The organism is Simkania negevensis Z (assembly GCF_000237205.1).
GTDB classification, from domain to species: domain Bacteria; phylum Chlamydiota; class Chlamydiia; order Chlamydiales; family Simkaniaceae; genus Simkania; species Simkania negevensis.
The window spans coordinates 864,354-878,383 of the sequence record NC_015713.1; the positions used below are offsets into that span (position 1 = coordinate 864,354).

The window sequence follows — 14,030 nt, forward strand, 5'->3', positions numbered from 1 at the left end:
CGAAGCCTCCTAATTCTCTAGCAAGAGAATATTTTCTTTTTGCCAATAGAGATAAACTTCATCGTCATAGTCGATATCTTCTTGGGGGAAATGTTCTTCGTTTTGCTCGAAAACTTGGATTTTAAACTGATTGTTGACAACGACGTTGTACTGAGTCGACCGTCCATAGTAGACTATTTGCGAAACCACCCCTTTAAGAGAGTCTGAAAAGTTTGTCATCGGTTTCTTCGAAATAAAGACTTTTTCTGGACGCATGCTCATAGAAGCTTCACATCCTTCTGTCATCCACGGCTTTTTTTGTGGAATGTAGACCTTAAAGCGCCCGAGGTGGGGAATTTGAATTTCGGGATCTTGATTGAGATGATGGAGTGTTCCGGTGAATAAATTGGTCGTTCCAACAAATTTAGCGACAAAACTCGAAACTGGAAACTCGTAAATCTCTTTAGGGGTTCCAATTTGTTCAATTTCTCCCTTATGATTCATAATAGCCATGTGGTCGGCAACTGTGAGGGCTTCGAACTGGTCATGGGTGACGTAAATAAAAGTTGTTTCGAGTTTATCTTGAAGATCGATCAATTCGATGAGCATTTTTTCGCGTAGGTTAAAATCGAGAGCTGCTAGAGGTTCGTCTAAAAGTAAAACATCTGGTTCGTTAATGATCGCACGAGCTAAAGCAACCCGTTGCTGCTGTCCACCAGAAAGCTGGTTTGGAAATTTGAAGATGTGGTTTTCTAGGTGAAAAGCATTGAGAATTTTGAGAACACGAGCTTCGATTTCATCTTTTGGTCTTTTTTGGATGAGCAAGCTATAGGCAACGTTATTGAAAACATTGAGATGGGGAAATAAAGCGTAGTTTTGGAAGACGATATTGACACTACGCTTATTAACAGGGAGTTTCGTGATATCGTTATTTCCTAAGTAGATAGCTCCACCATCAAGTTGCTCGAATCCTGCAATCAGTCGGAGCAATGTGGTCTTTCCGCACCCACTTGGGCCAAGCAAAGCAAAAAACTCACCTGATGGAATGGTAAGATTGACATTGTTTAGGATTAGCCCTTCACTTCGCGATTTGGTCACATCTTTGAGACGGATACTTCTCATTTTTTTATCCCCGCCAAACGAAAAATAGTAGAAACATTATAACGGATTTTTAAAAAAAAGAGCAATCGTTTTCGTTCTGAAATATATTAAAAATTATTTTTAATAATAAGTTTCATTTTCTTGAGAAATGGCTTAAGGTCTTGTTTTAAATCTTTTTTTTCTAAAAAATGAAATACTCAACCCAGTTCAAATCACAAAGGAATGATATGGAAAAACGGAAAGTTGTTATCATCGGTTCAGGCCCAGCTGGTTATACAGCAGCAATCTATGCATCTAGGGCAGAACTTTCACCTCTCTTATTTGAAGGATTTTTTAGTGGTCCTGCGGGAGGGCAGTTAATGACAACGACAGAAGTGGAGAATTTTCCTGGATTTCCCGAAGGCATTTCTGGTCCGGACTTGATGGACGCATGTAAGAAGCAAGCGCTCCGTTTTGGAACAGAGATCCTCACAGAAGACGTCAAAGAGGTGGACCTGACCACACGCCCTTTTTTGGTGAAGGGAAGCAAAACTGTGGTTCAAGCAGAGGCTTTGATTATTGCCACGGGAGCTACAGCTAAACGTCTAGATATTCCTGGGACGGGTGATCATGAGTTTTGGCAAAAAGGAGTTACGGCTTGCGCTGTTTGTGATGGGGCAATGCCGATTTTTCGACAGAAAGAACTTTATGTTATTGGTGGTGGGGACACAGCTGTAGAAGAAGCAATCTTTTTAACGAAATATGGGAAGAGAGTTTACATTGTCCATCGTCGTGATAAACTCCGTGCTTCTAAAATTATGGCAAAACATGCGCTGGAACACCCGAAAATCGAAATCATTTGGAACCATGTTGTCAAAAAAGTCGAAGGAGGGAATGTCGTCGAGTCGGTTACATTGCAAAATGTGAATACAAAAGAAGAAACTAAAAGAGAGGCTGCTGGATTGTTTTTTGCGATTGGGCATCAGCCCAACACCACTTTTTTAAAAGGGCAACTTGAAACAGATAGTCATGGCTACCTTCTCGTAAAACCGTCGACAACCCTCACGAATGTGGAAGGTGTTTTTGCAGCAGGTGATGTTCAAGACAAAGTCTACCGCCAGGCGATTTCAGCTGCGGGATCGGGTTGTATGGCAGCACTTGATGCTGAGCGTTTTTTAGTTGCAAAAGGGATAAATGTTTAAAAAATTTCTTCTCTTTTTATTTCCTGTGACACTCCTTGCATTTGAGATCGATCCTTGGTTCACACCAATTGCTGAATTCAGATTGCGTCCCTCTTATTCCTACCGTTACTATCCCGATGTGGATCGGGCGATAAATCCTTCTCATTACTCTTCCCATGATCATCTCATCGATTTGAATTTGGGAGTGAACTTTTTGCCAAATTGGGATTTTCAAATCGAAACTGACTTTTCTTCGACTCGAAAACTTTCTTGGGGAACGCAGCGATTAGGTCTTCAATTACGCTATCTCCTCATGGATGATGTTGCAGGAGCTCCTGTGAGTTTAACAGCTGGCATGCAAGTGTTTTATGTTCCAACTCGAAATATGCGTGACCCGAGTTCTCCTTATCATGCGCAAGGAAATCTAGAGCTTGGAATTGCCGTTGGCAAAGAGATTGCAAAGGTTTACGATTGGCAATACCGTTTTTATGGGTTTATCGGGGTGGGGACAGGAAACCGAGGCTATCCTTACTTGAGACCCCTTCTTTCTGCAGCGTTTAAGTTTCGCCGCCATCACAAATTTGAGTTTAATTCTGAAGGATATTTTGGATTTGGCACGCGGCACGAAGTCGATATTCGTCATTTGAATGGGTATGCCAAAATCATGCACCAGTCTATTGATATTGGAGCGAGTTATCACTATCTTTTCGAGATTTGGGGATCACTTGGTATTCAGTATTCCTATCGAGTGTATGCTCGCGCCTTTCCCAAGCAAGCGAGTATTCTCAAAGTTGAATACATGCTTCCATTCTCAATTTTTTAAATGAGGGTTAAAGTGAAAAAAATCAATCTGCTGGGAAAGTTCAAATTATTTGATGCTCATTGGACTCCCAAGATTATTGGTGAAGTCAACGACTCTTATGTCAAACTATTCAAAGCAAAAGGAGAGTTTGTTTGGCATCGGCACGAAAACGAGGATGAATTTTTTCTCGTCGTAAAGGGGCAATTACACATCAAATTAAAAGATGAAGAAGTCATCTTAAATGAAGGAGACATGTTTATTGTCCCAAAGGGAGTGGATCACATGCCATACGCTCCTGAAGAAGCTTATGTGCTCCTTTTCGAGCCAAAAGAAGTTCTCAATACCGGAAATATCATTTCTGAACAGTCAGTCCAAAAGCTTGAATGGATTTAATTTCCATGATTTTGTAAAGCTTAGAAATGAAAGGGTTATTTGGAGAAAGTAGAAATGGTTAAAACATTTGAGTGGGCAGTTGTTGGCGCAGGTCCTGCAGGGATTGCAGCTGTTGGAAAATTAATGGATAGAGGTGTGAAACCGGAAAATATTATCTGGGTCGACCCAGCCTTTAAAGTGGGAGATCTAGGTAGTAAATGGCGTGAGGTTTCGAGTAATACGTCAGTCAAACTCTTTTGGCAATTCCTTAAAACATGCAAAGCCTTTAACTATGATAAAGCCCCTCCTTTTGAGATCGAGAAGCTGGCTCCTGAAAAAACTTGTTTGCTCCGATATATTGCAGATCCGCTTCAGTGGGTTACAGATCATTTGTGCGAGACTGTTACGACGTTTAAGTCGGAGATACACTTTTTAGAACAAGAAAACCAATTATGGCATCTGAAGGGGCATCAAAAAAATTTTTCTGCTAAATCGGTTATCTTAGCTTTAGGGGCACAACCAAAAAAACTTGATTTTCCAAACTTGAAGGAAATTCCTCTTGAACAGGCACTTGATAAAAGTAAACTTCCTAATTTGGAGGGAGAAACTGTTGCAGTATTTGGTGCATCACACTCAGCGATGATTGTGTTGCAAAATCTTCTCTCAGCTTCTGCAAAAAAGGTGATCAATTTTTACCAATCTCCTTTGAAATTTGCTGTTTTTTTTGAGGATTGGATCCTTTTTGATAACACTGGATTAAAAGGGCAATCCGCTGAGTGGGCTAGACGCCATATTCTAGGAAAACTCCCAGAAAATTTGGAACGAGTCCAGTCATCGGATCCAGAGTTTCATAAAATCCTCGCTCAGTGCCAATCTGTTGTTTATACCATAGGTTTTGAAAGGCGGGCGCTTCCTAAAGTGCATCAAATGGGACCGCTTACACATAACGAGTACAATGGTATTATTGCTCCAGGTCTTTTTGGTCTTGGCATTGGGTTTCCGCAACGTGTCGAAGATTGCTATGGTAATGTAGAATACAATGTAGGGCTCTGGAAATTCATGCTCTATTTAGATAAGGTTTTACCTCTTTGGACCCGGTATGGGTTGGGGGATTGAAAGGAAGAAAAGGTCTAATTAGGAACTCGAAAAGGGCAAACGAGTATCTTTATCATTCATTACTTTTCTTGACATTCTGTTAAGTATTTATAAATAAGTTGTTTGTGTTTATTTATTACTATTGAAATAAACATTAATTATATTGTATAATAGATATAAGTATGGATAAAAAGGGGAGATATCATCATGCCAAACGAATCTATTGGCAGTTTCTCAAGTAGTTTTGAAGATTTTATTATTATTGGAGCACATAGAGCTTTCTCTCCTAAACCCACTGAGAATAAAAGTATTATACACATTCCAGCAAGTTTAGATTCTGAAAAATCAAATAGACTTGAAAGGCACACCTTAGGGCGTGCTTCATGTGTCCTCAGATCTATCCTATATACGGGTGAAGCTTTGGCTCAAGCTGGAAAAATCATTCTCAAAGCTCCTACTGCTTTAATTGCCACTGCATATTCTTGGAAAACCCATGCTCCAATATCGGACAGTTTATCGATAGATGGCTTTGCTAAAGATTCGGTCATGCTTTTGAAATCTATGGATAAAATAGGTCAAGCAGTTCTAGGAATTATATTTGGCCAATCAAAGTATTGTTGCTCTTTTGAAGAATCTTTGCTCTCTTCGGTTGATACGGTTTTATGTGGGAGTTATCATTCTAATTATGAGAATTCACAAGAGCTATTTAGTGATCTATTAAAAACCAGACCTAGTTATTTTCAGCTTATATTTGATGCGTATTCGTCTTACAAAAGAACATGGTAAGAGACTCTAATAATCTGAACTCTGGGTTTCTTTCACTCATTCTCAGGGATTTTTCTCTTTCTTCTCAGCCTTTTTGCCTCGAAAAGGACCGTTTGGCCCTTCCCATCGGCAAAAATACCGAGAATTTAAGAGAACTTTCTTTCCTGAGATTAAGCAAAATAAACCCAGAGTTCAGGTTAATAGGCTGATAATGAGTGAAGGAAACCCAGCAGGTTCTTGAGTATCGCAATAGAGTAACTTAGATCCAGATAGCAACAGCCATGGCGCATAACTTGCAATGACTAATCGAAATGAGAATTTGCGGAGAGTCAAAAAACTCATTAAAGCGATCAGAAAAGATGGGGTAGGGGCGTCCATTTTCATCATTTTCAATTGAAATATCACTAAATGAAACGTGTTTTCCAAAGCCGGTTCCGAGAGCTTTGGCAATGGCTTCTTTAGCTGAAAAACGCCCAGCAAAAGAAAGAGCAGGGTCTTGATGTTTTAAACAATAATCAATTTCCTGCTCTGTAAAGACTTTTTTGAAAAAATGAGAGCCATGACGGTTAATTGTTTGGCGGATACGCTCAATTTCGATGATATCGCTACCGAGTCCTTTGGTCATTGATCCTCATCATCATCATCTAGCATATCTTCATCGTCGTAATACTCTTTTTGCTTTTCTCGAATGGTACGGTGCTGTTCTTCGAGCCCTTCTTCAAGAGCATTACAGAAAATCATCCGGCCAGAAGAGGTATGTTTAACAGATAACACTTGGGCATCGATGACTTCGCCAATGAAATTTCCGCCACCATTGATGACGACCATCGTTCCATCGTCGAGATAGCCCACACCTTGACGAGGTTCTTTTCCGTAGCGCTGGACTTTGATTTTGATGAGTTCGCCTGTTTCCATGAGAGGCTTAAGCGCATTTGAAAGAGAGTGCAAGTTGATGATTTGAACACCTTCGATGGAAGCCATTTGGACACGACTGATATCGGCTGTCAAAATGTTTGCGTCAATGAGGCGTGCTAAACGAATGAATTTACTTGTCGTATCTTTAACTTCAGGAAAATCGGTGTCGTTGAAGCGAAGTCCAAGGTGGATTAGTTGTTCCATCTTTTTGATCACTTCAAGGCAGCGACGTGCTTTTGCTTTGGTGTTGTCATCACCTGTTTCGGTTTGAGCATAGAGCTCTTTAATGATGAATCTTGGGATGACGAGATGCTGGTCGACAATTCCAGTTGAGCAAACGTCGATGATACGGGCGTCGCCGAGTACAGAAGCATCGATCAAAAGATCGCGCTTTTTTTGAGCTGTTGGAGCAAACTTAACGAAGGGGATGCTGATATAAAGTTCGTCTGAAGCTCTGAGAGTCATGATCGATCCCAAATATGTCCCAAACAAGAAGAGGGCGATTTTAATGATTTCGAGAGCTTGTGGTGTCAACACAAGTGAGATTGAGCTGAGATCGAGAATGGCATCAAAGATGAGAACAAGGGCTTGTCCCATCAAGTAACCAATGAAAAGTCCAACGACAGCAATGTTAAATGAACGCAAGTTGAACTTTCTAAACAGGCTGTCGAATCCGATAAGTAAAAGGCTGAAAACGAATCCGATTAAAATCCCGATGAGGGCATTTGTAGCCATGAGCCCTTCAGGGCGTGACAACATGTAAGTTGTCATGAAAAAGATGGAAATGATCGTGAAGAATATGCGTACAAACGCTAGCGATATATTCATAGACAATACTCCAAGATTTTTACTATTAGTCCCCTCATTCAGCTCTTCTGAATGAGAAGGGGTTTGTAAATAACTATAAGCTTTATTATTGTTAAATCAAGAAAATACTTTTTTGAAAGGCTTTTTTATGCTGAGACATCGCTTTGCTATCTCATTATCGGGATTTATTTGGATGGGGGTTGGGATTTTTTTGTTGCACAAAGGGTTACAGTATTTTTCTGCTGTAGGGCCACAGATTTTTAATAAGACTCATGAAGGTTTTTCTCTGATTTTGCTCTTAGGTTCGATTGTAGGGACTCCTGAGAAGGGAGCAATGGTACTCCTGTGTATTGGCTTAGTTTTGGGTTTTTTCAAAGGCCGTATCATCCTCAAAAAATCGGTGCGTAGGATTGTCAATCGTATTCGGAGTATGCCTTCGCCTATTTCGATCAAGAAACTCTATCCTAAAGAGTATTATTTCCTTATTGGGGGAATGATGCTATTAGGATTTGTTTTTAAGTTTCTTCCATTGCCACTTGATGTGAAAGGATTTATCGACTTCACGATCGGGATTGCCCTCATCAATGGAGCAATGCTCTATTTTCGGGCGGCATTTATCCCTGAGAAAGCTCACTTGTGATACTGGGTCCCACGCTGAATTTGAATAGATCTGTAGAGTTGTTCGAGAAGAATAAGGCGGGCAATTTGGTGGGTGAAGGTAAGTTTCGAAAAGCTGATTAGATGCGAAGCTTTTGCTTTTATTTCATCAGGAATACCTTCAGGGCCTCCGATCACAAAGGTAAGTTTAGCTCCAGATCGAACAGACTCTTTTTCAAGAAAATTCGCAAAATCGGGGCTTGAGTATTGTTGTCCTTGAGGATCTAAACAGATGTAAAAGTTTTCTTTAACAGGCTGTAGTTCCTTCGAAATGACCCACTCAATTGTCATTTCTCCTGTGAGTCGTTTATGGTACTCAGCAAGAGCCACTTCTAGCCAGGACTCTTTTGTTTTTCCAACTGTGTAAATCTTAATTTTTATCATCTATTGCCCAATTTATACCGTTTAGCAAAAATAAATTACAGAATTTGCACAGAGATTTTCGAGCGAAAATTTAGTTTGGAGATGAGTCTAACCACTTGCTCATTAGCGAGATCGAAACTCAATTTTACTCCAAAAAGTCAAGCTATATTCACTAAGTTATTTTTGATAAATGGTATTAATCCGAGAGTATTATATGATAATCCATATTCTTCAGAAAACTCAAAATGAGAGAGAGAAAAATGATTTCGTACATCTATTGGGATCCTGATCCTGTTGCGTTTCGTCTCCCGTTTTTCGATCATCCTGTTGTTTGGTATGGCATTCTCTTTGCTCTGGGTTTTTTTGTCGGATTTTATCTCCTTCAATTTCTCTTTCGTCGCTTTTTATGTTTTTATCCCGAATTTACAGAGGCCGATATTGTTGATTGGGAAAAGATTTTTCAGAGAAAAAGAGAGACGAAAGAAGATGCATTGAATCGGCTAAATCAAGAGCTCGATGAAAAGCCCAAAAATGAGCTTCCTCCCTCATTTTTGTTCCAATTTTCAAAACGGTTTTTGTCTGAAGAGAAGTTTAGGCGTCTCAAAAACCGAATTCGTTTAGAAAAAACTCTCGGATCGGCTGTGAGATCTCTTAAGACCAGAAGTAAACTTTTTTCAGAACGCTTAACAATTTACATGATTATTGGAGCTGTGGCGGGTGCTAGACTCGGTCACATTCTCTTTTACGAAAAGTGGACTTATTATATCATGCATCCCCTCATGATTTTCAAAACATGGGAAGGAGGGCTTGCGAGTCATGGAGCGGTAATTGGAATTTTTATTGCTATGACTCTCTTTTATCTGCGTAGTAGAAAGGAATACCCGATGATTTCGATTGTGCGCATCATCGATTTGCTTGTCATTCCCAGTCTTTACGCAGCGGTTCTCATCCGTTTTGGAAACTTTATCAATCAAGAGATATTAGGAACGGTAACGGCCTCATCTTGGGCGGTTGTCTTTGGAAATCCTGCTGGAGGGCTTCCTCCGCTGCCACGTCATCCGGCGCAGCTATATGAAGCATTTTTCTATTTTCTCTCTTTCCTCGTCTTTTTTCGCTTCTTTCCAAAATGGCTTTTTCCTGCGGGAAAAATTGCAGGTATCTTCTTTATTTCAACTTTCACTTTCCGCTTCTTTGTCGAGTTTGTGAAAGAAGAGCAGAGCTTTCACTTAGCCAATCATTTTCTGACGATGGGGCAGTATCTCAGTATACCTTACATTTTAATTGGTGTAGCCTTTCTTCTAGTGCCTAACCGCAGAATGGAACACCTCTCTAAAAATTGATTGCTTGGAAAAGATATTTTTAGCACGATGAAACTTATACTCAAACAACTTCAAAAACTGGATTTTCGGCAACGCGAAAGTTTGCGGAATTCGTCGGTTAGGGTTTCAAGGTGAAGAAGTTATTAACTTTAACGGCCATTTATTTGAGTTCTATAGGATATTCTGCTGTTTCTACTGAGCTGCAAACTCCAGCTGCACTTCAACCTCAAGATCTCTCATTTCATAAGGTCCACATGTGGGGGAAACTACACTCGTGTTTACCTCAAGCCAAATGCCAATCCCTCCTTTAGTGGGAATATAGTGGTGTCCAAGTTGCTTATGAGTATCAACGATCCGACTTTTTCTATGCAGGAGTTAATTTTGACTGGCGTTATGGAAATGTTCATGCATCTAATGGAAAGAGGACTTTTCAAGACTTTAATGTTTATGAAAGACTTGGCTACACATTTGGAGTTCCATCTGTTAAAGGACTCGTCACCCTTTTTTCTGAATTTGGTTATCGCCAATTCAGACGTCATGTCGAGCTAAATGATGAAAGTTCGCTCATGCTACGTTATAAACACTATTATTTACCTGTTGGACTTTTGACAGACTTTCAACTTTTATCGTTTTTTTCACTAGGGGTAAATGTGATTTGGATGCCACAAGTTTTTCCAACGGTGACGATTGACCCAATTCGTGGCGTACGTTGGATTTTCTGCAAGATGTTTTCAAGCTATACGGTGCAAATGCCCTTCACGTTTCATTTGAATACTTGGGTCAAGAACCTAAGCATCGCTTTCCTGCCTTCTTTTGAACTATGGCAAGATGGTCCGACTGAAACAAGACCTTCAAGCCCTTTAGCAAGATTTAAAAACACCTATATATTCTGGGGTGGAGACGTTAGTGTGAAGTATGCATTTTAGCTTTTAGGGCGTCTCTGATATTATAGAGAGTCTCTTCATCAATGACAAATGAGCGATCGTAGGGGGCATAGTTTTTCCCCCAACGTGTATCAGTAAAGATCTTCCCTTGAAATTCTCGTGGCTTTTGATATCGAGGAACGATGTGGACATGGATTCTAGGAGAATGATTACTGAGAGCCGCATAGTTCATTTTGTCAGGTTGAAAGAGGGCTTTGAGCGCCGATTTGACTTCTTGACCAACTTGAAAGAACTCATCGCGCATCTCTTTATCGAGGGCTAAAAAATCTTCTACGTGTGCATCATCTTTGAGCAAAGCGAAAACGCGCCCGATGTAACACTGGTTCTCATGTAAATAGATTTCCCAATGTTTGTAGGATTTGATGAGAAGCTGATTGTAGTCGACCATGCCAAGAATTATAGTCTAAGGAGAATTCAGGTTAAAGGGCGATTTCTTCAAAGGGGATAAGAGGCAGCATTTCATGTGAAATGGCTTTTAGCTTCTCGAGTAACTCTCTTTGTGTGCACTCAGGATAGGCGTTTTGGAGGTTTAAATACTGCTTTTTCAAAAAGCGATCGTACGAGGATTCAGATCCATCTGAGAGTTCTGCGTACCAAAAGTACTGCTCCAGAATCCAAAGGCGTGAGCGCAGCTGATCTTCAAAAGAGGCTAGGATTGGGAACTTTTTGAGGGTTTTTCCTAAAATCTTGGAAAGAGAGAGTTTGCTTTTCCATTCTTGTTTCAGGAAAGAAAGGAGTGGAGTTTGATCATCAAAGTGGATCCAGCGGCAAAGCATTTCATTTTGGAGAGCCCATATTTCACTTTTTTTCTTCACTGTTAGCCAAAATTCTTTATCTTGAGTGTTATGAAAAGGAAGTTCTTGCACCTTTTTGAAAAATTGAAGAGTTTGGCGGACGATCGTTCGGAAGGATTTATGAGGTTGATCGATCATGCTGTTACCCAATTCTCTTTCTAAAACTTCTAAAGTTTGAGAGGGGATTTCTGCGAGAAATCCTTTTTTCTCGCTGAGTTTTTTCCAGATCAAAAGTTCAAAAACTTCAAACAGCTCTTGATTCAACTCTGGAAGACTTAGAGAAAGGTCGTAAGCATCGACCAGGCGGTCTTCTAAATCTTGGAGGTCTTCAAACATTTTATCATCTTTCATCAGATGCATTTCTGCATTAATGAAAACGTAAAGAGCTGAGTCGAGAGGGAGGGGGCCCTGACTTAAGCAGATGGAGCGGATCACTTCACGAACTCCTACTTCTGAAAGGTCACGAGGGAGTTCTTTAGCTAAGGGGTAGAGAGCAAGAATTCGTTCGACGAGCTCTTGGCAATGGGTGTCGAAGGAGAAGACTTCATTTTGTTCGCTATATTCCAGCTGAAGATCAATAAACTTTTCTAAAGCTTGCTTTTCAGGAATTGAGAGCTTGACGGCAAGAAGGGTTGTTGGACAAAGCTTACTTGCTAAAAGCATAGACAGAGACGAACGGAGTTGATTTTTTTTAACGAGAGACTGAATGGCTCCGTAGGTTTCAAGTCGTTTTAAGATTTGCATTTTGAGAACATTCAGATCAATTTGTGGATATTGACTGCACACTTCGAGCGCAGTTTTCACAATGAGTTTGTCGAGCTTATCGTAATCTTCGTAAGGACTTTTAGCCGCATGAGGAGAGAGTTCGCGCATAGTATTTTTTTGGACAGCCCAAATCATTTTTGTCAGTTGATCGAGGTCTGGGCGTCTTCCTTCTAAGGTTGCAATACATTCACTAATTTTGACAGCAATTTGATGGGCTTGGTGGTAAGGAGGAAGATTGAGTGGGGATGCTTGGGGCGCTTTTGTTTTGAGATTTTCGCGGATCATGAGGGGAAGATTGAGCTTTCCTTCTTCAGTAATAGCCCCAGTATGATGCTGAATTTTGTCGTAGTAGTAGCTGACCTTTTCCCAGACCTTTTTAAGAGCTGTGGCACCAAGTCGATACTTGGGGAAGTGTTTTTTAAATTCAGGAAGAATTTTGGCTAAGAGATTCGCTTCAATTTTGCCAGACCATTTTTTTGATGTTCCAGCCTCTTGAATTTCCTTTTTAATTTTGTTGGATAAAAACAAACTGAGATCAGAAAATGGATCGTAAAAATCATCTGTTTCATCAATAGGGTAGAGGAAGGTTTGGGACTTGAGTTTTTTCTGATCCGACTTGAGAGATGATGGAATTTGAGGTGGGGAAAGTGTTTCATCGTCTGATGGAAAAGATTGTGGCGATGGAAACCCTGACATATTTACCTCTGGCAAAATTAACGCTTGATTTCCTCTATGACAACTTCTATTTTTTTTGTCCAAATTTTTTTCTAAAAAAAATCATTTATTTCCCAAAACCAATTTTTGAAGTTGTTTGAGTATATTTATCCGTCAGCGTTTGGGATATAAAATACATTTGCTAAAAATCATACTCTGTGCGAAACAGGAAATCAGTATTTGTGAATTTTTTTTTGGAGGATTTTGGTGAAAGTCATTTCCTTTCTATCTGCGGCTTCTCTTGCAACTGTTTTTGCAATCAGTGGTTTTGGAAATCTTCCAACGCTTTTTGAAAGTGCTAATGCAGTCGTTGCACATGACCCGAATGCACCAGACGACTACTCTACAGGAACGAGTAAATCACATGATATGCGACTGCGCCAACTTGAGCAAAGTCAAGGTGACGCTGGGTCTCCACTTTCGCCACCTGATATCGTGATCAATTCTCCACATGGGTGTATGGAGCATGGCTTTTCTTTAGAAGCGGAGTTTTTGTGGTGGCGTGCAACTCTTGATAACTTAGAGTATGCTGTTAAGGGGAAACAAAGTTTTATTGGATTTGCTGGGATGTCTCTAAGTTCAGAAGTCAAAGGAGTTGACTTTGAATTTGATCCAGGCGTTCGTGTCTCTGCTGGATTTGATTTTGGTCGGCGCAATTGGGATATTGCCCTCAGGTGGACCTATCATTATACGAACCCAACGGGTTCCACAGGGTCAGACAATCCATCTCTTTCTGTCATTCCCCTTGCTTACGATCCCGTTTTCCAAGTGGGCACGGGTGAACCTCCAGTCGCAAATACCGCAAAGTCAAAATGGACCAATCAATTCAATGCCCTCGATTTCGAAATGGGATACGACTACTTTTTTAGTCAGATGTTTTCCATTAGACCTTATTTTGGGTTAAAAGCTGCGTGGATCGACATGCACTCGAATTCAAAGTATACCAATGTTTTGATTCCTGGAAACCCGAACACTCCTTTTGATGAAGTATCTGTTCGAAGTAAAAGCAATTATTGGGGGATAGGTCCTAGAGTCGGAATTGATGGTCACTTGTATATGGGCTGGGGCTTTTCGCTTTATGCTTTGACATCTGCTTCCATGCTTTATGGGGCGTTTGACACCACGCTGAAAGTTTCGACTCCTCTAATTAGTGGAACTACAAAGTACAACAATTATTATCGTTTGAGGACAATGGCTCAGATTGCTACCGGACTAAGGTGGGGCTGGTGCTTCTCAAGAAAGTACTTCTTAAGCCTACATCTTGGTTGGGAAACCCAGTACTGGTGGGAGCAGCTCGAAATGCGATTCGCAGAGCGGTTTGAACCAGATGCTGACTTGACCTTTAGTGGACTAGATGTCGGAATTCGGTTTGACTTCTAATCCACTAGGAGTAGATTAAATCGGAAGCCCAAGAGGATTCTCTTGGGCTTTTTTTTTCCAATCGATATAATGGAATTTCAAGCTTGAATAATGAGGAT

General features: G+C 40.5%; 16 protein-coding genes. 10 read left to right on the forward strand and 6 right to left on the reverse strand.

The window, feature by feature from the left end; genetic code table 11:
• Positions 1 to 9: 9 nt before the first annotated feature.
• Complete coding sequence (locus SNE_RS04580) at positions 10 to 1,101, reverse strand: ABC transporter ATP-binding protein (RefSeq protein WP_013943177.1); 1,092 nt, start codon at positions 1,099 to 1,101, stop codon at positions 10 to 12.
• A 206-nt stretch (positions 1,102 to 1,307) separates the two neighbouring features.
• Here SNE_RS04580 and trxB point away from each other — a divergent pair, with 206 nt between their 5' ends.
• The 5 genes from trxB (at position 1,308) to SNE_RS04605 (ending at position 5,295) form a co-directional block, all read left to right on the forward strand.
• Positions 1,308 to 2,261: a thioredoxin-disulfide reductase gene (gene trxB, locus SNE_RS04585; protein ID WP_013943178.1), complete on the forward strand. Its 954-nt coding sequence runs from the start codon at positions 1,308 to 1,310 to the stop codon at positions 2,259 to 2,261.
• Complete coding sequence (locus SNE_RS04590; RefSeq protein ID WP_013943179.1) at positions 2,254 to 3,063, forward strand: hypothetical protein; 810 nt, start codon at positions 2,254 to 2,256, stop codon at positions 3,061 to 3,063. Before trxB ends, SNE_RS04590 begins: the two co-directional genes overlap by 8 nt.
• 12 nt (positions 3,064 to 3,075) lie before the next feature.
• On the forward strand, positions 3,076 to 3,435 hold the full coding sequence (locus tag SNE_RS04595; RefSeq protein WP_041418791.1) for a cupin domain-containing protein: 360 nt from the start codon (positions 3,076 to 3,078) through the stop codon (positions 3,433 to 3,435).
• A gap of 54 nt (positions 3,436 to 3,489) precedes the next feature.
• Positions 3,490 to 4,530: an NAD(P)-binding domain-containing protein gene (locus tag SNE_RS04600; RefSeq protein ID WP_013943181.1), complete on the forward strand. Its 1,041-nt coding sequence runs from the start codon at positions 3,490 to 3,492 to the stop codon at positions 4,528 to 4,530.
• A gap of 186 nt (positions 4,531 to 4,716) precedes the next feature.
• Positions 4,717 to 5,295, forward strand: a complete 579-nt coding sequence (locus SNE_RS04605; protein WP_013943182.1) for a hypothetical protein — start codon at positions 4,717 to 4,719, stop codon at positions 5,293 to 5,295.
• A 238-nt stretch (positions 5,296 to 5,533) separates the two neighbouring features.
• On the opposite strand, the gene acpS is transcribed toward SNE_RS04605, so the two are convergent.
• Both acpS and SNE_RS04620 read right to left on the reverse strand, forming a co-directional pair.
• Positions 5,534 to 5,899 carry a holo-ACP synthase gene (acpS, locus tag SNE_RS04615; RefSeq protein ID WP_013943184.1) on the reverse strand — a complete coding sequence of 122 codons (366 nt, stop codon included), beginning with the start codon at positions 5,897 to 5,899 and terminating at the stop codon, positions 5,534 to 5,536.
• Positions 5,896 to 7,017 carry a PIN/TRAM domain-containing protein gene (locus SNE_RS04620; RefSeq protein WP_148258948.1) on the reverse strand — a complete coding sequence of 374 codons (1,122 nt, stop codon included), beginning with the start codon at positions 7,015 to 7,017 and terminating at the stop codon, positions 5,896 to 5,898. The genes acpS and SNE_RS04620 overlap by 4 nt, the downstream gene beginning before the upstream one ends.
• A gap of 127 nt (positions 7,018 to 7,144) precedes the next feature.
• Between SNE_RS04620 and SNE_RS04625 the strand changes: the two genes are divergently transcribed.
• A complete protein-coding gene (locus SNE_RS04625; RefSeq protein WP_148258949.1) occupies positions 7,145 to 7,636 on the forward strand; it encodes a hypothetical protein in 492 nt (163 codons plus the stop codon).
• On the opposite strand, the gene SNE_RS04630 is transcribed toward SNE_RS04625, so the two are convergent.
• Positions 7,627 to 8,037, reverse strand: coding sequence for a 23S rRNA (pseudouridine(1915)-N(3))-methyltransferase RlmH (locus SNE_RS04630; protein WP_013943187.1), 411 nt, complete (start codon positions 8,035 to 8,037; stop codon positions 7,627 to 7,629). The two genes, SNE_RS04625 and SNE_RS04630, sit on opposite strands and share 10 nt — an antisense overlap.
• 239 nt (positions 8,038 to 8,276) lie before the next feature.
• On the opposite strand from SNE_RS04630, the gene lgt reads away from it, so the two are divergent.
• From lgt to SNE_RS04645, 3 genes are all read left to right on the forward strand, one after another.
• Positions 8,277 to 9,356, forward strand: coding sequence for a prolipoprotein diacylglyceryl transferase (gene lgt / locus SNE_RS12220; protein ID WP_053225333.1), 1,080 nt, complete (start codon positions 8,277 to 8,279; stop codon positions 9,354 to 9,356).
• 110 nt (positions 9,357 to 9,466) lie between these two features.
• Positions 9,467 to 9,646, forward strand: a complete 180-nt coding sequence (locus SNE_RS13050) for a hypothetical protein (protein ID WP_148258950.1) — start codon at positions 9,467 to 9,469, stop codon at positions 9,644 to 9,646.
• A gap of 255 nt (positions 9,647 to 9,901) precedes the next feature.
• On the forward strand, positions 9,902 to 10,261 hold the full coding sequence (locus tag SNE_RS04645) for a hypothetical protein (RefSeq protein WP_013943190.1): 360 nt from the start codon (positions 9,902 to 9,904) through the stop codon (positions 10,259 to 10,261).
• Here the strand turns inward: SNE_RS04645 and SNE_RS04650 are convergent.
• Entirely contained in the window at positions 10,239 to 10,667 is a 429-nt protein-coding gene (locus SNE_RS04650; protein WP_013943191.1) for an HIT family protein, read from the reverse strand. The two genes, SNE_RS04645 and SNE_RS04650, sit on opposite strands and share 23 nt — an antisense overlap.
• A 31-nt stretch (positions 10,668 to 10,698) precedes the next feature.
• A complete protein-coding gene (locus SNE_RS04655) occupies positions 10,699 to 12,534 on the reverse strand; it encodes a hypothetical protein (RefSeq protein ID WP_013943192.1) in 1,836 nt (611 codons plus the stop codon).
• A gap of 225 nt (positions 12,535 to 12,759) precedes the next feature.
• On the opposite strand from SNE_RS04655, the gene SNE_RS04660 reads away from it, so the two are divergent.
• Positions 12,760 to 13,932 (forward strand): Lpg1974 family pore-forming outer membrane protein, encoded by a 1,173-nt coding sequence (locus tag SNE_RS04660; protein ID WP_013943194.1) that lies wholly within the window; start codon positions 12,760 to 12,762, stop codon positions 13,930 to 13,932.
• Positions 13,933 to 14,030: the final 98 nt, after the last annotated feature.